This window comes from Bradyrhizobium sp., from assembly GCF_049586575.1.
Lineage (GTDB): Bacteria > Pseudomonadota > Alphaproteobacteria > Rhizobiales > Xanthobacteraceae > Bradyrhizobium.
On the sequence record NZ_JBAVCF010000134.1, the window covers coordinates 1 to 17549 of the forward strand.

Sequence of the window (17549 nt, forward strand, 5' to 3'; positions counted from 1 at the left end):
TGTGGTTCTGATATCTCGACGCTGATATCAAACTCTCAAGAAGCCAACGCTTCTCGGGGGTGACGGCGGCAAGAAAGCCCGATCGCCGGGAAGAGCACGAAGGAACCCGTAAAACCATCGCGCAGGAAACGCCGGGTGATCCGGCCTTGCCTGTAGTGACTACGCTTGTGTGCTTTTTTCATTCGCACACAGGGCTGCGGGTGCGGTCTTGCATCCGGCGTTTCCTGCGCCCTTCTCATTCGGAGGGATTTGCAAGGCTCGGGCATTTGGTGCCGCGAGATCGCGTTGTCATGTCATCGTGGCAAGGTGAGTGAGCGGCCCTTACTCCGCTGGTTAAGCAAGGGCGGCCAGCAGCAATGACCCAGGGTATGAACCAGGCCCGCTACCGCGGCAGGTACGGACGAATCGAATTTCGTTTCAAGAAAGCGACACGACAGGAATTTCAAAATCGTAAGCAGTGCTGACGTAATGGAATTCCAGCCGACGTTCACGTGCCTCTCACCTGCGCCCGACCCACCAGCCCGCGGCCAGCAGCACGATGCCCGCGGCGGCGGCAATGATGCCATGCTTGGCGTGAATGCGGGCGAGGCCGGCCTCATGACCGGGGAAGAAGCTCGGCAACTGGTCTGCCGGCAAGACGAAATAGCAGCCGGCCACAACAAGCAGCAAAAGGCCGAGAATAATGAGGATGATTTTCATGGGATAATCCTTAATGATGGACAAAATCGGTTCGGTAGCGCGAGCATGAACCAGATTCACGCACGTTTGTTAAGCCGGCACAGTTTGGAAAACCTGAGAAAAGAATCGATGATGGATGTCGTCAACAATAAGTCGCAAAATCGCTACGAACTCACCGTCGACGGTCATCTCGCCGCGACCTATTACAAAGTCTCGGACGATGTCATCACCTTCATCCATACCGAAGTCCCGCCGGAACTCGCAGGCCAGGGTATCGGCTCAAGACTTGTGAAGGGTGCGCTCGATCAGGTGCGGGCCGATGGCATAAAGGTCGTTGCGGAGTGCCCGTTCGTCAAAGCCTATATTGAAAAACACGGCGAGTACGCCGATCTGCTGAAACAATGAGCGGCGCAGCATCCATGGTTCGAGACAACAAGACGCAAAACCGCTTCGAGCTCGATGTGGAAGGCGGCGTTGCCTTTGCAAACTACCGTATCACGCCGGCGGCCGTGATCATCACGCACATGGAGACGCCGCGCGCCTTGCGCGGCCAGGGCATCGCCTCAAAACTCGTCGAGGGCGCGCTGGCGTTGATCCGCGCCGACGGTCGCAAGGTGATTGCCGGTTGCGGCTTCGTGGTCGACTATTTGAGCAAGCATTCGGCATACGCGGATATGGTGGGATGATCGGGAGACCCGTCGTCCCTGCGAAGCAAGGAACCATAACCACCGGAGCCCATGGAAGTGAAAGCTGATAACCACCTATAGAAACAGGAAAGCCGCGGCGTATGGGTCCCCGCGTGCGCGGGGACGACAGCCGACCTCTCAGACGATCCGGATCGACATGTCCGACAGGCCGTCGAGTTTGCAAACCAGGACGTCGCCCTTGACGACCGGACCGACATTCTCCGGCGTGCCGGAATAGATGATGTCGCCGGCCTTCAGCTCGAATGCTTCAGACAGTTTGGCGATCTGCTCGGCGACGCTCCAGATCATCTTGCTGAGGTCGGAGGACTGGCGGACGTTGCCGTTGACCGCGAGCGAGATCGCGCCCTTGGTGAAGTGTCCGGTCCTGGTCGCGGGATGGATCGGCCCGAGCACGGCCGCATGATCAAAGCTCTTGCCGATTTCCCAGGGCTTCTTCTCCGCCGCCATGCCGTTCTGGAGATCGCGCCGCGTCATGTCGAGACCGAGCGCGTAACCGTAGACATGATCGAGTGCCTTGTCGGGTGCGATATTGGTGCCGCCGGATTTCAATGCGACCACGAGTTCAACCTCGTGGTGATAGTTCTTGGTGAGCGAGGGATAGGGGTGGTTCGCCACCGTGCCAGGCGCGACATTCTGGATCGCGTCGGTCGGCTTCTGGAAGAAGAACGGCGGTTCGCGCGTCGGGTCGGAACCACGTTCGATCGCATGCGCCGCGTAATTGCGACCGATGCAATAGATGCGGCGTACCGGAAACACGTCCTTCTCGCCGGCAATCGGTATGGTCACGGCCGCCACCTCGAAGATCGGCTTTGCGCCGGATTGAGCGTGGGCCGGACGGCTGCCCGCGGCCGTGCCCGCCAGCGCCAGCGCGCCCGTTGCCAGAAGGGCTCTGCGATCGACGGTTTCCATGCGCGTGCTCCAAAATTGTTGCTGATCTTGAAGAGCTGTCTACCGCCCGCCTCCCCGCCCTGCAAGACATCGCGGTTGCGACTAAGGCATGAAAAAAGGCCCGCGATTTCGCGGGCCTTCACCATATGAAAAGTCACGTTATGAAAGTCAGACTACCACTTCACGTCAGCGGGCAACTTTCCGCCATTCGCGGCCAGTTTCGCCATCACCTGCTTGTGCAGCCAGATGTTCATGCTCGCGGAATCGTTGGTATCGCCGGTATAGCCGAGTTCGTGGGCGAGTTCCTTGCGCGCCGACAGGCTTGAATCGATGTCGAGCGCTTTCATGAGGTCGACGATCGAGGTGCGCCACTCCAGCTTCTCCTTCTTCGCCGCCACCGCCTTGTCAAGGATCGGCGCGACGTCAACGGACTGCGCGGGCGCGGCCGGCGCCGCAGATGCGCTGCCCGATGACGCAGCTCCGCCAGACGAAGGCGCAGCGCCACCGCTTGTGGGGATTGCGCTCGCCGAGGTGCCGAAGATCGCGCTCATGATTTTTCCGAAGATACTCATCGCTCGCTCCTGATGAACCAGAGGTCGGGTGAAGATTTGGATCGTGTCAAAAACTCGAACAGCTTTTTCTCAATTGCCGGCAGCACCCCAGCCGGGCGGCGCAAAGCTTAGTCCGCCCGGCACACCTTGCCAATGCGGAACGGCAGCGCGATTGGACTGAACTATGCGGCAATGACGGCGGAATGACACCAGGTGACCACGGCAATGCACGACGAAACCGCGCACTCTGTTGCGCCGCCACAGCGATGGCAAAGTCATTCAAATTGGCACGAATATTCGCGAACGACGTTCGCGCTGCGCCGTCACTCAAGCGTGAGAGACAACACAGGCAAATCGGAGTACCATTGCGGTTCAGCTCGCGACACGGCCAGTTTTCGTTTCCCTGTCTTCGCGTCTGGCCTGATCGTGATCATTTCTGCGGACGGCCTCGTGCGTCCTCTTTCGACGTCAAGGCGGGCCGCCACGTCAAGGGAGATAGCGACCATGGCCACTCCATACTCAGGCAATGCCCCACCGCTGGCTCAGCCAGCCCAGGATACAGGTCCCATCATCCGCCGGATTGGTCTTTCCGATCTGCACGACGCGTTGCGGCGCGGCTGGGAAGATTTCAAGGAAGTTCCAAGTCACGCGATCATTCTGTGCGTGATCTATCCGGTGCTCGGCCTTGTGCTCGCCCGCGCCGTACTCGGCTACTCGGTCTTGCCGCTGTTGTTTCCGTTGGCCGCGGGCTTTGCCCTGCTCGGCCCATTCGCCGCGCTTGGCCTTTACGAACTCAGCCGCCGTCGCGAGCTCGGCCAGGAGCCCTCGGCGTGGGATGCCCTCGACGTGTTCCGTTCGCCGTCATTCGGCGCCATGCTCGGCGTCGGCACGCTGCTGTTCGCCTTGTTCGTGGTCTGGATCGCAACGGCGCAGGCGATCTATGTCGCCGCGTTCGGCTATGAGGCCGCGGCCGAAATACCGGACTTCGCGCGGCGCGTGCTGACCTCCCCGCAAGGCTGGTGGCTGATCGTGGTCGGATGCGGCGTTGGTTTCCTGTTCGCCCTCGTTGCGCTCTGCATCAGCGTGGTTTCTTTCCCGCTGATGCTTGATCGTCACGCCAGCGCCGCGGAAGCGATGGTGACGTCGCTCCGCGTCGTTGCAGCCAACCCGGTTGCCATGGCCGCCTGGGGTCTCATCGTCGCCGCGCTGCTAGTGGTGGGATCGATCCCGCTGTTCCTCGGTCTTGCGGTCGTGGTCCCGCTGCTCGGTCACGCGACCTGGCATCTCTATCGCGAGGTGATCGCGCCGGATCCTTTCCAACGGCCGACCCCGCCGCGTCCGCCGCGCGAAAAGCGGCCGGCTGCGGATTTCCCCGCCAACCTGTTCCCCTGGCGGCGCAAGGACGGCGCATAAATAAAACGACCGGACTGCCGGTGACCATCGACCGGCAGTTCCGTCACTATGGACGCGACGGTTCCGGAAGGTTTGCTCAGGCCTTGTTTTGGCCGCGGTTGCGCCCGACATATCCCGCACCCGATCTTCAGCGCGGAAGGCTATCCGATTGCGGCGGCGGCAGATTGTAACGTCCACCCTTCTTGCAGCTGGCGTGGCCTTGGCGATATCGGCGACGGTGGCCCAGGCCGCCGTGCCGTGCGGCTCTGGCAGCTTTCAGACCTGGCTTGATGGCTTCAAGACCGAAGCAGCCTCGAAGGGCATTTCGCAGGCGACGATTGCGTCGAGCCTCAACGGTGTGACGCCCGACCAAAGCGTCATCTCCCGCGATCACTCGCAAAAGGTTTTCGATCAAAGCTTTGAGCAGTTCTCCGGCCGCATGGTACCGCCGCGGCTCGCGCGCGGCGCCAATATGATGAAGCAATACGGATCGGTCTTGTCCCGGATCGAGGAAGCCTACGGCGTGCCCGGCGAGGTGCTGGTTGCGATCTGGGGGCTCGAGACCGACTTCGGCGTCAATATCGGAAAGTTTCCAACATTGAGGTCGTTGGCGACGCTGGCCTATGATTGCCGGCGCGCCGAGATGTTCCGTGGCGAATTGCTGGATGCGCTTCGCATCATCGACCGCGGCGATCTAACGCCTGCGGAAATGCGCGGCGCCTGGGCCGGCGAAATCGGTCAGACCCAGTTCATGCCGTCGAATTACATCAAATATGCCGTCGACTTCGACGCCAATGGTCGCCGCGACCTCTTGCGCAGCCCTCCGGACGTTCTGGCCTCTACCGCCAACTTCTTGCAGAGCCATGGTTGGCAAAAGGGCAAAGACTGGCAGCCTGGAAGCCCGAACTTCCCGGTGCTACAGGAGTGGAACAAAAGCGACGTCTATGCCCGAACCGTGGCGTACTTCGCGACTCAGCTCACCCATGCACCCTAGGTGGCAAGGCCGATTATGAAAAATTGTTCATTACTTGGTTGGTCGCAAGGCATGCCTAAATGACTTGAGCTACGGCCGAAAAATAGGCGTTTCGGGCAACAATTCCAGGAAAAATAGCAAAAAAGGAGACTTTCATTCGCCTTCTTCCTTGGAGAGTGAACCGAATAGTTAATCAATCCTTGCCGAGTTATGCGTCTAGAGATTAGCTGCAACGCAGCATTTCAGCTTCTGCGGTGCGAGAGATGGACTTATATTGGCTTCGACGATTCAGTACTCAGATAAAGACTGAATCAGGATGTCAAGGAGACTACCATGTTGCTCTCGCTCATTCGAATGATCCAGGCGTTCCGTGACTATCAGCGCAATGTCGCCGAGCTGTCTCAGCTCAACGACCGGGAACTGGCCGACATTGGGCTCGATCGTTCGGACATTCCGCGCGTTGCGGCCGGCAACTACAACGGTTGATCAAAATTCCACCGGAATACGGATAGCGCCCGCCGTTGGCGGGCGTTGTCGTATGTAGCGGACACTGCGCATTCCACTGTCGGGCGAAACGCGCTACCTCTGTGCCGCATGACAGGCACCCTTTCATCGGAACCCATCCACATCATCGGCGGCGGTCTCGCCGGCTCGGAAGCCGCCTGGCAGGCCGCTAATGCCGGCCTCCGCGTCGTTCTCCATGAGATGCGGCCCCACCGGACGACGGAAGCTCACCGAACGGAGGGCTTGGCCGAGCTCGTCTGTTCGAATTCGTTTCGTTCCGACGATGCCGCCAACAATGCTGTGGGGCTGCTCCACGAGGAAATGCGCCGGCTCGGATCGCTAATCATGCGCGCAGCCGACGCAAATCAGGTCCCGGCGGGCGGCGCGCTCGCGGTTGATCGCGACGGTTTCTCGACAGCCGTCACCAAGGCATTGGAAGATCATCCCCTGATCGAGCTTCAGCGCGGCGAAATTGACGGTCTGCCACCGGCGGACTGGCGCAACGTCATCGTCGCAACCGGCCCCCTCACCTCGGCTCCATTGGCGGACGCGGTCCGCGGGCTGACCGATGAGAATGCGCTGGCATTCTTCGACGCGATCGCGCCGATCGTGCATCGCGACACCATCGATATGTCGAAGGCGTGGTTTCAGTCGCGCTACGACAAGGTCGGTCCCGGCGGCACGGGCGCCGATTACATCAATTGTCCCCTGAGCAAGCCGCAATATGAAGACTTCGTCGCTGCGCTGATCGCGGGTGAAAAGACCGATTTCAAGGACTGGGAAGCCAGCACGCCCTATTTCGATGGTTGCCTGCCGGTAGAAGTCATGGCTGAGCGCGGCCCGGAGACGCTTCGCCACGGCCCGATGAAGCCGGTTGGGTTGACGAACCCGCACGATCCCACCGTGAAAGCCTACGCCATCGTGCAGCTGCGCCAGGACAACAAGCTCGGCACACTCTACAACATGGTGGGGTTTCAAACCAAACTGAAGTACGGCGCGCAGCAACGCATCTTTCGCACGATTCCCGGACTGGAGAACGCGGAATTCGCCCGCCTCGGCGGTCTGCACCGCAACACCTTTCTGAATTCGCCAAAGCTGCTCGACCGGCAACTGCGCTTGCGCGCAGCGCCACGACTACGCTTCGCGGGGCAAATGACCGGCTGCGAAGGTTACGTCGAGTCCGCCAGCATTGGCTTGATCGCCGGCCTCTATGCCGCAGCTGACGCACAGGGCCGCGCGCTGCCCTCGCCGCCGTCGACAACGGCGCTTGGATCATTGCTCGGACACATCACCGGCGGTCATCTCGAGACGATCGACAACGGTCCCCGCTCGTTCCAGCCCATGAACGTGAATTTTGGACTGTTTCCGCCGCTTGCCAATCCGCCGACAAGAAAGCCGGACGGAACGCGCCTGCGCGGCAACGAAAAGGCGATTGCCAAGCGCCACGCTCTCAGCGCACGCGCGCTCTCTGATATCGACCGCTGGATTGCCGATCATTTGCGGCTAGCCGCAGCCGCGTGAGCATCTCATGAGTTTGCCAAGAGACGACGCTGAAATTCTGTCGGCGCAATGGACCGAAGGCGTTCTCCTCAAGCGTGATGTGTTCTCGTCCGTGGAGCGCGGCCGGTTCCGCATGCCGAATGGCGAAGTCGACGCTATCCTGCGCCGGATCGACCAGGTGCCCTTGTGGTCGTATATTTTGGCGCGTCATCTGTTCCAGCGCGAGCGGCGCGCTCTCGCCATCGCGCAGGGGCTCAACGTCGGGCCGGAATTGCTGTGGGGCGGCAAGCAGGCGCTGGTGCGCGGCTTTATCGACGGGGTGGCATTGCATCTGGTCAAGCCGGCCGGGAACGTGGCCTACTTTCGCTCGGCCAAACAGGCGTTGCGGCGACTGCACCGCGCCGGCATCTGCCACAACGACCTCGCCAAGGAACAGAACTGGCTGGTGGGCCGCGATGGCCAGGCCTATTTGACGGACTTCCAGCTCGCGACGTGTTTTCGAACGCGCAACCGGCTGTTTCGTATCGCCGCCTACGAAGACCTCCGGCATCTCTTGAAGCACAAGCGCAGCTACGCGCCGGCCGCCCTGACGCCGAAAGAGCGCAAGATTCTCGCCCGCAAATCGATGGTTGCGAGCCTGTGGCTTGCGACAGGAAAGAAAGTCTATCGCGCCATCACCCGCGGCCTGTTCAATTTCACCGACCGTGAAGGTGGCGGGCGGCGTCTCGTCAATGATGCCCCCGTGCTGATGCTGGAGATCCGGAAAAATCCGGCCGTGCGCGATGCGGCCATCGTCGCTTTTCCCGATCGTCGCGTAGGCGTCGGACTTTATGCTTTTGTCGAATCCGACCAGACGGCGCTCGAAACTGAGCTAAAGGGCGAGCTTGCAGCAGCCGGAGGTCCAAAACCGCCGGAGCACATTCAGATCGTCAAAGCGCTGCCACGTGACGCCAGCGGCAAGCCGCGCATTGAGCTCCTGCAATTGGTGGCGACCAATCAGCTCGATCTGATCGACACAATGGTGACGAGCGAGCCCGATCGCGTCTTTTTGAAGAACATTCTCGAGGCCCGGAAGAATCTGCGCGACCGCTTCAATTTCGAGACGGCGGACATGAATTGATGGTCAGCCCGAGAAGGCGCGCGAGCGCGACGCGCGCCAAAGTGTCCACAGCGTCCTGAATCTCGATGGCGACCGCGCCACAAAGGGGTCGTTGTCAGCCCGTGCCAGCAGGTCCAGATCTCGCCTGACTTGCGCCAGGGGAAGAAAAGCCGCGCGAATGTCCGGAGCCACGGACTGAAGCAGGGTTACGGCGGCGCCGAGATGCGCGCGCGCCTCGCCGAACAAGTCATCCAGCGCCCCACGCAAGTTCGGAGTTTGCTTGCCTGCAAATATGTCTTCGGGACCGCAGCCATGCTTCGCCAACACCTGTTGCGGTACGAACAACCGGCGTTGCGAGGCGTCAAGCGGTAACGAAGCCATCACCTGCACCAATCCCAGCGCCAGTCCGGCATGACGCGCCAGATGCTGGACGTCGCCGGATGGTGGTCCCATCACGGCCGCGGCCAATGAAAACAGGGTCGACGAGGTATCGTTGATATAGCCCTCTAACGCCGCCATGGTCGGCATCGGATCATTGTAGAGATCGAATTGGTGCTCCTCGATCAGGCGCGAGAGACGCTCGACCGGCAGTCGATAGCTGCGGATTGCGAGCAGCAATTCGGCTGCAATTGGATTGCCCTCGACGCCGCCATGGCCACTGCCGACAAGCATATCGCGCCACCATTGCAGCCGTATCTCGCCAGGAAGCGGCTGGCTCACCTGGGAGTGGACGCGGCAGATCTCCACGTTGAACGCATACAACGCCAGCAACGCCCGCCGCGCCGGGGGCGGCACAAACAAGGTGGAAGCGTAGCGGGTGAAGTCCTGCGCACGCACAAGCTCCGCGCAATGGCCAGCCGCGGTCTTGTCGTCCGCTGGCGTGGTCATGGCACGGCGATCAGCGCCGCCGCAACCCGTCGCCGCTCACCGATCATGATATTGTAGGTGCGGATCGCCGGCCCCGTCTGCATGGAATCGAGGCCGATGTGAGCAGCGCGCAACGCCTCCCGCAGCCGCGGCGGCACAATCCAGGCGTCCGTGCCCGTGCCGACAATCAAGCTATCGATCCTGTTTGCAGAAGCGAGCACCCTTGAAAGCGAATACTCGTCGATTTCGGCCGCCCTCGTCACCGGCCAGGCCCAGATGGCATCCGGCAGGCACAACAGAGATCCGCGATGCGACATATCGGCAAAGGCGAAGCCGCCATTCCCATATGCGTCGATCGGCGCTGATCTCGGAAGATGCGGCGCATCCGATCGGTCTACTTCTGATTTGGGCATGATCTTGTCCGAAAACCGGTTCCCACTTCGCGGGATCATGCGCGTGTTATTTCTTCGCAGGCGTGTCCGGCGTATCGGCGCGGTGGATGCCGACGCCAAGGTAGATCAGGATCGGCGCGGCAATGAAGATCGACGTATAAGTGCCGACCAGTACGACGCCGAACATCATTACGGCCGTAAAGCTGTGGATCGCGTTGCCGCCGAACAATAGCAGCGCAAGCAGCGCAAGCGTCACCGTGACGTGCGTGATGATGGAACGCGACAACGTTGAATTGATCGACTCGTTGAGCAGCTCCGGCATCGGCATCTTCTTGTAGCGGCGCAGCATTTCGCGGATCCGGTCATAGATGACGACCGTATCGTTCAGCGAGTAGCCCAGAATCGTCAAAAGCGCTGCGATGCTTGTGAGGTCGAAATCGACTTGCGAGATCGACATGAAGCCGATCGTGAGCACGATGTCGTGCACGTTGGCGATCATGGCGCCAAGCGCGAACTGCCATTCGAAGCGGAACCAAAGATAAATCAGGATCGCGACGATCGCGAGCATCAGCCCAAGCATGCCGTAAGCCAGTAGCTCGCCCGAAACACGCGGCCCGACCACCTCGACGCGCCGGTACTCGACCGAATCGCCGAGCGCGCCGCGCACCTTCTGAACGGCCGCCTGTTGCGCCGCATCGCCGCCCGGCTGCTCGGCGACCCTGATCAAGACTTCCTCGGGGCCACCGAACGTCTGCAATTGAACGTCGCCGAGACCCAGCCCCGCAAGTGTGCCGCGCATCGATGCGATGTCGGCGTTACCGGTCTTGGCCCTCACCTCCATGAGCGTACCGCCCTTGAAGTCGATGCCGAAATTCAGCCCGTGGGTGAAGAACAGCGTTATCGCGACGATCGAAAGCAGTGCGGAGATTGGAAAGCTGATGCGGCGAAACCGCGTGAAATCAAAATGAGTATTGTCGGGCACGATCCGCAATGGCGGCAGAAGTCCGAAAATGCTGACCACCGTCAGCACAACGATCAGAACGCCAAGCGCGATGAGAACGAAATGAGTCACGGCCGCATTCCCTTCAGATCGGCACGCTTTGCGGCCGCTTCCATCTGACCCATCCCGCAACGATCAGGCGGGTGAGCGTGAAGGCAGTGAAAACCGTGGTGAGAATGCCGATGCCAAGCGTCACCGCAAAGCCACGAACCGGCCCCGTTCCGATATAGAACAAGACCGCGGCTGCGATGAATGTAGTGATGTTTGAATCGAGGATGGTTGCCAGCGCGCGCTTGAAGCCGGCGTCGATCGCGGAAATCGCGGTGCGTCCGCCGCGGATCTCCTCACGAATGCGTTCATAAATCAGCACGTTGGAATCGACCGCGATGCCGACCGTCAGCACGATGCCGGCGATGCCCGGCAAAGTCAGCGTGGCGTTGAGAAGCGACAACACCCCGAAAATCATCGCGACATTGATCGTGACGGCGATGTTGGCGAACAGCCCAAACAGGCGGTAGGTCACGAGCATAAACACGATGACCAGGATCGAGCCGACATAGGCCGCCAACTCGCCCTTTTCGATCGAATCCTGACCGAGACCCGGACCGACCGTGCGCTCCTCGATGACGGTCAGTGGCGCCGGCAGCGCGCCGGCGCGCAGCAGGATCGCAAGATCGTTCGCGGACTGGACGGTGAAGCTGCCTGAAATCTGGCCTTGTCCGCCGATGATGGGCTCGCGGATAACGGGCGCCGAGATCACCTGGTTATCCAGCACGATCGCAAAACGCTGCCCGACACCCTCGGTCGTTGCTTGGGCGAATTTGCGCGCACCGGCCGAATTGAATTTGAAACTCACTACCGGTTCGCTTGTGCGTTGATCGAACGATGTCTGCGCATCGCTCAAATCACCGCCGGAAACCAGCACTTGCTTCTTGAGGACAAGCTTCTGTCCCGAGACCTCCGGCACAACTTCGTCGTCCGGCGGTATCCGTCCCTGCAGGGCTGCATCCGGCGGCACGGCCTCATCAACCATGCGGAATTCCATCTTGGCGGTTTTGCCGAGCAGTTCCTTCAACCGCGTGGGATCCTGCAAACCGGGTACCTGAACCAGAATGCGGTCGGTGCCCTGCCGCTGGATCACGGGCTCGACAGTGCCAAGTTCATTGACGCGTTTCTCGACTATCTGGATCGATTGTTCGATGGTCTGACGGATGCGATCCGTGATCGCCGCCTGAGGCACCGTCAGACGAATCAATCCCCCGCCGGCATCGGCCACTTCCAGGCTGCGCTGGCCATTTGAGCCGAGCAACCCGCCCAGCGGCTGAGACAGCTCGCGCAGCTTCGACAGCGCCGTTTGCAACTCGTTATCGCGGGAAATGCGCACTTCGACAGCATCGTTTCGCGCGTTGAGGCCGGTGTAGCCAATCTTGGCCTCGCGGAGGACGCGACGCGCATCGTCGCGCACCTGATCGAGCTTCTCTTTCTTGACGTAGTTGGAATCGACCTCAAGCAGCAGATAAGAGCCGCCTTGCAGATCGAGGCCGAGCACCAGATGACGTTGCGCCCAAAGCGGCCACGTCTTCACCCGTGCTTCGGGAAAGAAATTCGGCACGGCGCAAAGACACACCACCAGCGCGGTCAGGATAATCGCCAGCGCCTTCCACCGTGTGAAATAAAGCATTGAATTGACTCGTCAGATCCAGAGAGAAAGCGGTGCCCGATATCAGCCCGCGGCTGTCTCGTCCTTGCTGAGGTCGCCCTTCTCCTTCGCCGGCTCGCCCTTGGCGCGAACGCCGGAGATCATTTGCCGCATCTGCCGAACGCGAACGCCGTCGGAGATTTCGAATTCGATTTGGTCGTCGTCGACGACCTTGGTGACCTTGCCGACCAGGCCGCCGGTCGTCACCACGGTATCGCCGCGGCGGATGTTCTTCACCAATTCCGCGTGGTCTTTGACCTTCTTCTGCTGCGGCCGCAGAATCAGGAAATACATGATCACGAAGATCAGGGCGAACGGCAGCAGCGACATCAACATACTGTTGGTATCGCCGCCGGCTGCGGCCTGAGCATACGCAGGAGTAATCAGCATTCGTTCAAATCCTCGTGGAACGGGTGACCGCTGGGCGCGGCTTGGGCGCCCGGCCGATCCGGGGGCAAATTTCGCGCGGACTATAGCGGCCACCGCCCCAATTGCAACGCCGCCACCCCCCTCATGGACCCCTTCATTTGGGCCGCTTGCAGGCCCCGGCAAGGCCCGTTAAGGGTTCGCCGTCAGAAAGGCCTGCAATGTCAAAAAAGCCAAAAAAAAGCACTCCGCGCCCCACCCAAAAGTCCAAGCGGCAAGCGACGCCGCGATTGGCCGCCAAACGCGACGCGCCACCCTCAGGGCAAGACACGGCGGAGCGAATTGCGCAGGCGCTTGAAACCATCGCGGTCCACCTAGCAGCAGCTGCGCCTGCATCCAGTGGCGGCGAAGCCCTGCATCACGCAGATGCCTTCATATGGCATCCCGACGGACGGCTTGCGCCCGTTCCCCATGTCAGCCGGGTGGATATCGGCCTGCTTAGGGGTATCGACCGGATGCGCGATATCCTGATCGAGAATACCGAACGTTTCGCCAACGGCTTTCCAGCCAACAATGCGCTGTTGTGGGGCGCGCGCGGCATGGGGAAATCCTCGTTGGTGAAAGCAGCCCATGCCAGCATCAACCGCGATCGCAAGCCGGCAGAGCGGTTGAAACTGATCGAGATCCATCGCGAGGATATCGAGAGCCTGCCGGCGCTGATGGAGTTGCTGCGCAACGCCCCATTCCACGTCATCGTATTCTGCGACGACCTGTCGTTCGACGGCAACGATGCATCCTACAAGTCGCTGAAAGCCGTGCTGGAGGGCGGCATAGAGGGGCGCCCCGACAACGTCATCCTCTATGCGACCTCCAATCGCAGGCATCTTCTCGCGCGCGAGATGATCGAAAACGAACGCTCAACCGCGATCAATCCCGGCGAAGCGGTCGAAGAAAAGGTTTCGCTGTCGGATCGTTTCGGATTGTGGCTCGGCTTCCACCGCTGCAGCCAGGACGAATACCTGGCGATGGTGAAAGGCTATTGCGGCCATTTCGGCATCAAGCTCCCTGAGGAGGAGCTTGAACGCGAAGCCCTGGAATGGTCGACGACCCGTGGTTCCCGTTCAGGCCGCGTGGCCTGGCAGTTTACCCAGGAACTGGCGGGCCGGATGGGGGTGCGGCTCAAGCTCCGTTGAGGAATTGCAGCGGATCGACCGGGGTCGAACCTTTACGAATTTCGAAGTGAAGCTGGGGCGAAGCGACCTCGCCTGACTGCCCCGATTTGGCAATCACCTGACCGCGCTTGATGGTATCGCCGCGCTTGACCAGAAGCTCGCTGGCGTGGGCATAGGCCGTCACATAGCCATTGGCGTGACGCACCAGAACAAGGTTGCCATATCCCTTCAGTTCATTTCCGGAATAAGCGACGACGCCGTCTTCGGCCGCCTTGATCGGCGTGCCTTCCGGCACCGCTACGTTGATGCCGTCATTGGCTTTACCGTTGGTCTTGGCACCGTAGCTCGTGATCACCTTGCCGCGAACCGGCCAACGGAAAGTCGGCAGGGCACCGGTTGCCTCGGAGGCCTTCACCGCCGTTTCGACGGCTGGGACCTCTTCGACATTCGTCGTTTGCGCGAGCCGCGCCTTCTGATGAGGATCGGGTACAATTGCCGCCAGCCTGGTTACGGGCGGGATCGATGCAGGCACGGCTTGTGCCACAACCGGCTGCGTCGCCGGGATGGCTGCCGCCGCTCCCCTCACGGGCACGTTGAGCTTCATGCCGAACTGGAGCTTCGCACCCGGCTCAAGGCCATTGGCCCTCGCGAGTTCGCCGGCGGAAATGTGGTTGTGTCGCGCAATGCCCAGCAACGTCTCGCCGTGATTGACGACATGGACCGACGATGCGGCGGCCGCGACGGCAAACGGCCTGCTGGCGACCACCGGCATCGCCGGGGCCGCAGCGACCGCCCCTGAACGCGGAATGATCAGTTGCTGTCCCGGCGAAAGAGCGCGTGGCCCCCTGTAGCCGTTGGCCTGCAGGATGGCAGCTGGCGTTACGTTGTAGCGACGGGCTAGAATCTCCAGCGTGTCGCTGGTTCCGACGATGATCCTCGTACCCTGGACCGGGGCATGCACAGCCGCGACCGAGTGGGGAACACTGCCGGTCGCCTCGATCGGATGGGCCGGAGGCGTGTAGGACGCCATGCCACGGCCGCCGCCGGAGACGCCGGAGTTGGCCGGATAGGACTGCGGTGCCGAGAGCGCCGGACGAATATTCTGCGACTGAATCTGTTGGGGCCGCGAATATTGCGGAAGATCACGGCGCTCGACCCGGGAGGGCGGCACAGACGCGGTAGATTCAGGTTGCGAGGCAAAGGGGTTTTCAGAAAGGCGGGTCTGCATGTCGGCGCTGCAGCCAGCAAAACCGATCGACATCAGCGCCAGTACCGCCAATTGCGGCACGCGACGCGAGCAAAGCAACTCGACGGCACGGGACATGGTTACTCACTCGTACGCAACAAAATATTGTTTTGAGTAAACACGTCCCGAGTAAACAACCGCTTAAGGCCAGGGATTAAGACGTTGGCGGGAAAGCCGATCCGCCCGTTTTACAGCTCCCGCGCGATACCGGGTAACGCCGGCACGAAGCGCACATCCGCAAGCTGCCTGCGCTCGAATCCAGCCTCGGTCCTGACCAGGCGGATAAGGGTCTGGACGCCGTGAAGTGGACCAACCGGAGCGATCAGGACCCCTTCCGGTCCGAGCCGTTGTGCAAGTGCGTCCGGAATTTGCTCCATCGCCGCGGTCACGACGATACGGTCGAACGTGCCGGCGTCAGCGGGAACGTCAAAGCCGTCCCCCAGCATCACCTCGACGTTGTCGTAGCCAAGCTGGGCCAGCCGTGCGCGGGCGCGGTCCGCCAGGGTTCGGTAGCGTTCGATGGTCAGCACCTGACCACACAGCCTGGACAGCACGGCTGCCTGGTAGCCGGAGCCGGTGCCGATCTCGAGCACCCGATGGGATTTCTGCAAACTCAGTTGCTCGGTCATGTAGGCAACCACAAAGGGTTGGCTGATGGTCTGCCCGCAGGCGATGCCGAGCGCCATGTCGCAATAGGCATCCGCGCGATCGGCCGCCTCAACGAACATATCGCGCGGGACATCCTCCATGGTGCGCAGCACGGCCTGATCGCTGATCCCGCGCCGCCGCAGGCTGAGCTGAAACATCATCTTCGGGGGCGGGTTTTGGGGATCAGGCATGTCGGTCCGAGGCCTGGGTTGGCGGCGAAGAGCTGGCTTCCCTGGTGTTTGATGCCATAAACGCTCCGATTCTAAGAAACATTTCATCTCAAATCCGTGTTCCCTGCGACACCAGGGAAGGTCGAGATTGCGCCGGATGTCGATATTTGCGATCCTTTGTGTCCAGATTTGCAGGGACTCCATTGATGGGTGCAGCGCGGAAATCAGGCGGATCAGTATTCCTCGTTGAAGACGAGGTCATGATCAGAATGATGGTAGCCGACATGCTGGAAGAGCTGGGCTACAGCGTCGTCGCCGAGGCCGGTGAAATCAACGACGCCCTCAAGCTCGCGCAAACGGCTGAATTCGATCTGGCGATCCTCGACGTCAACGTCAACGGCAAGGTCATTTCGCCGGTGGCGGATATTCTTGCCGCGCGCAATCGCCCCTTCATCTTCGCGACCGGCTACGGATCGTCGGGACTCCCCGCCGAATACCGCAACCGGCCGGCGCTGCAAAAGCCCTTCCAGATCGAAACGCTGGCGCGCATGATTGATCATGCCCTCAACAGCACGCCGGTCTAACCGCGCCACAACTGGCGAATTATCCCTGGAAAATTCGCTTCACTTGAGCGTCGAGGTCAGCGCCGCGGAGAATGCTTCATCGGTGCGGTCCAGCCGTAGCGGCGTCACCGACACATAGCGCGCTGCCAATGCCCAGAGGTCTGTTCCTTCGGCCGGAACGTCGACCTTGGCCAGCCGCTCGAACCCGATCCAGAAATACGGATTGCCACGGCCGTCGCGTCGCTCGTCGATCTTCAGGAATCCGAGGTTTCGCTTGCCCTGCCGCGTCACCCGCACGCCGGCCACCTCGTCCGCCGCGCAGGCCGGAAAGTTGACATTGATTACGGTGTTCTTGGGCACGCCGGCGTCGATCACCTTGCGCAGGATCGGAGGGCCGAACCGCATGGCGGTATCCCACAGCGGCTTCTCGCGCGTCTCCAGCGTAAACTCCTGCGACAACGCAAATGAAGGCAGCCCCAGGATCGTGCCTTCGAGCGCGCCGGCAATGGTGCCGGAATAGACGACGTCCTCGGCGACATTCCGCCCCTTGTTAACGCCGGAGAGTACGAGGTCCGGCAGCTTGGACCCAAGAATATGGCGGGCGCCCATGATGACGCAGTCGGTCGGCGTTCCCCGGACCGCGAAATGGCGAGGCCCAACTTCGCGCAAGCGGAGTGGGTCATTGAGCGACAGCGAATGCGAGACGCCGGATTGATCGAGTTCAGGCGCGACCACCCAGACATCGTCGGACAATTCACGCGCGATCTGTTCGACAACCTTCAGGCCCGGCGCATGGATGCCATCGTCATTGGTGCACAAAATTCGCATCGGCAAACGGGCCCTCTTAGATCGATTCCGCAGGGAGGCAGCGCCGTCTTATCCGCCTATCGGCCGTCAGGCAAACTTGTTGTTTTGATTACAAGATTTTTTCAATTGCGCGACCCTTGGGCCTGGTTACCGGCCGCTTTGACGTCCATCGCCACGGGTGCGGACGCGCCACACCGGCCGCAGTTTGGCCAGCGCCCCTTCGGAGCGCATATCGAATTTCGGACTGACGAGCCTCGACGGCTCGGGTTCGGGCGCAGCTGCAACGTGGGTGGGCGGCGAAACCGCGGGCTGGGGCAGCGGCGCCTT

The 17549-nt window shown here is 61.1% G+C and carries 20 protein-coding genes; 9 read left to right on the top strand and 11 right to left on the bottom strand.

Annotated features, from left to right (window positions below):
• Positions 1-807 precede the first annotated feature (807 nt).
• Both WB528_RS04870 and WB528_RS04875 read left to right on the top strand, forming a co-directional pair.
• Complete coding sequence (locus tag WB528_RS04870; protein WP_423887314.1) at positions 808-1083, top strand: GNAT family N-acetyltransferase; 276 nt, start codon at positions 808-810, stop codon at positions 1081-1083.
• Positions 1084-1097: 14 nt separating this feature from the next.
• Complete coding sequence (locus WB528_RS04875) at positions 1098-1364, top strand: GNAT family N-acetyltransferase (protein ID WP_423887296.1); 267 nt, start codon at positions 1098-1100, stop codon at positions 1362-1364.
• A gap of 138 nt (positions 1365-1502) precedes the next feature.
• Here the strand turns inward: WB528_RS04875 and WB528_RS04880 are convergent, their stop codons facing one another.
• Together WB528_RS04880 and WB528_RS04885 are read right to left on the bottom strand one after the other, a co-directional pair.
• Positions 1503-2294, bottom strand: coding sequence for a fumarylacetoacetate hydrolase family protein (locus WB528_RS04880; protein ID WP_423887297.1), 792 nt, complete (start codon positions 2292-2294; stop codon positions 1503-1505).
• 152 nt (positions 2295-2446) lie between these two features.
• Positions 2447-2845, bottom strand: coding sequence for a DUF3597 domain-containing protein (locus WB528_RS04885; RefSeq protein WP_423887298.1), 399 nt, complete (start codon positions 2843-2845; stop codon positions 2447-2449).
• Positions 2846-3328: 483 nt separating this feature from the next.
• Between WB528_RS04885 and WB528_RS04890 the strand changes: the two genes are divergently transcribed.
• The 5 genes from WB528_RS04890 (at position 3329) to WB528_RS04910 (ending at position 8313) form a co-directional block, all read left to right on the top strand.
• The gene (locus tag WB528_RS04890) at positions 3329-4237 is read left to right on the top strand and encodes a DUF2189 domain-containing protein (RefSeq protein ID WP_423887299.1); all 909 of its coding nucleotides are present in this window, start codon (positions 3329-3331) and stop codon (positions 4235-4237) included.
• 193 nt (positions 4238-4430) lie between these two features.
• A complete protein-coding gene (locus tag WB528_RS04895; RefSeq protein ID WP_423887300.1) occupies positions 4431-5210 on the top strand; it encodes a lytic murein transglycosylase in 780 nt (259 codons plus the stop codon).
• Positions 5211-5522: 312 nt separating this feature from the next.
• Positions 5523-5675, top strand: coding sequence for a DUF1127 domain-containing protein (locus tag WB528_RS04900; RefSeq protein WP_422257000.1), 153 nt, complete (start codon positions 5523-5525; stop codon positions 5673-5675).
• Between the two features lie 108 nt (positions 5676-5783).
• The gene (trmFO, locus tag WB528_RS04905; RefSeq protein WP_423887301.1) at positions 5784-7214 is read left to right on the top strand and encodes a methylenetetrahydrofolate--tRNA-(uracil(54)-C(5))-methyltransferase (FADH(2)-oxidizing) TrmFO; all 1431 of its coding nucleotides are present in this window, start codon (positions 5784-5786) and stop codon (positions 7212-7214) included.
• Between the two features lie 7 nt (positions 7215-7221).
• A complete protein-coding gene (locus tag WB528_RS04910; protein ID WP_423887302.1) occupies positions 7222-8313 on the top strand; it encodes an AMP-binding enzyme in 1092 nt (363 codons plus the stop codon).
• A gap of 3 nt (positions 8314-8316) precedes the next feature.
• Here WB528_RS04910 and WB528_RS04915 read toward each other — a convergent pair whose 3' ends face one another.
• Genes WB528_RS04915 through yajC form a run of 5 tightly spaced genes read right to left on the bottom strand, consistent with a single transcriptional unit; the run spans position 8317 to position 12640 of the window.
• Entirely contained in the window at positions 8317-9180 is an 864-nt protein-coding gene (locus tag WB528_RS04915) for a phytoene/squalene synthase family protein (protein WP_423887303.1), read from the bottom strand.
• Positions 9177-9572, bottom strand: a complete 396-nt coding sequence (locus WB528_RS04920; protein WP_423887304.1) for an Mth938-like domain-containing protein — start codon at positions 9570-9572, stop codon at positions 9177-9179. The genes WB528_RS04915 and WB528_RS04920 overlap by 4 nt, the downstream gene beginning before the upstream one ends.
• 46 nt (positions 9573-9618) lie before the next feature.
• On the bottom strand, positions 9619-10623 hold the full coding sequence (secF, locus tag WB528_RS04925) for a protein translocase subunit SecF (protein WP_423887305.1): 1005 nt from the start codon (positions 10621-10623) through the stop codon (positions 9619-9621).
• Positions 10624-10636: 13 nt separating this feature from the next.
• Positions 10637-12232, bottom strand: coding sequence for a protein translocase subunit SecD (gene secD / locus WB528_RS04930; RefSeq protein WP_423887306.1), 1596 nt, complete (start codon positions 12230-12232; stop codon positions 10637-10639).
• Positions 12233-12274: 42 nt separating this feature from the next.
• The gene (yajC, locus tag WB528_RS04935; RefSeq protein WP_423887307.1) at positions 12275-12640 is read right to left on the bottom strand and encodes a preprotein translocase subunit YajC; all 366 of its coding nucleotides are present in this window, start codon (positions 12638-12640) and stop codon (positions 12275-12277) included.
• A gap of 197 nt (positions 12641-12837) precedes the next feature.
• Between yajC and WB528_RS04940 the strand changes: the two genes are divergently transcribed.
• Positions 12838-13809 carry an ATP-binding protein gene (locus WB528_RS04940; protein ID WP_423887309.1) on the top strand — a complete coding sequence of 324 codons (972 nt, stop codon included), beginning with the start codon at positions 12838-12840 and terminating at the stop codon, positions 13807-13809.
• Here WB528_RS04940 and WB528_RS04945 read toward each other — a convergent pair.
• Entirely contained in the window at positions 13796-15112 is a 1317-nt protein-coding gene (locus tag WB528_RS04945) for a peptidoglycan DD-metalloendopeptidase family protein (RefSeq protein WP_423887310.1), read from the bottom strand. The genes WB528_RS04940 and WB528_RS04945 overlap by 14 nt on opposite strands.
• Positions 15113-15222: 110 nt before the next feature.
• The gene (locus tag WB528_RS04950) at positions 15223-15873 is read right to left on the bottom strand and encodes a protein-L-isoaspartate(D-aspartate) O-methyltransferase (protein WP_423887311.1); all 651 of its coding nucleotides are present in this window, start codon (positions 15871-15873) and stop codon (positions 15223-15225) included.
• Positions 15874-16058: 185 nt separating this feature from the next.
• Between WB528_RS04950 and WB528_RS04955 the strand changes: the two genes are divergently transcribed.
• Positions 16059-16436 (top strand): response regulator, encoded by a 378-nt coding sequence (locus tag WB528_RS04955; RefSeq protein WP_423887312.1) that lies wholly within the window; start codon positions 16059-16061, stop codon positions 16434-16436.
• A gap of 39 nt (positions 16437-16475) precedes the next feature.
• On the opposite strand, the gene surE is transcribed toward WB528_RS04955, so the two are convergent.
• Positions 16476-17243, bottom strand: coding sequence for a 5'/3'-nucleotidase SurE (gene surE, locus WB528_RS04960; protein WP_423887315.1), 768 nt, complete (start codon positions 17241-17243; stop codon positions 16476-16478).
• Positions 17244-17369: 126 nt separating this feature from the next.
• A partial coding sequence (locus tag WB528_RS04965; RefSeq protein WP_423887313.1) for a hypothetical protein occupies positions 17370-17549 on the bottom strand: 180 nt, incomplete at its 5' end.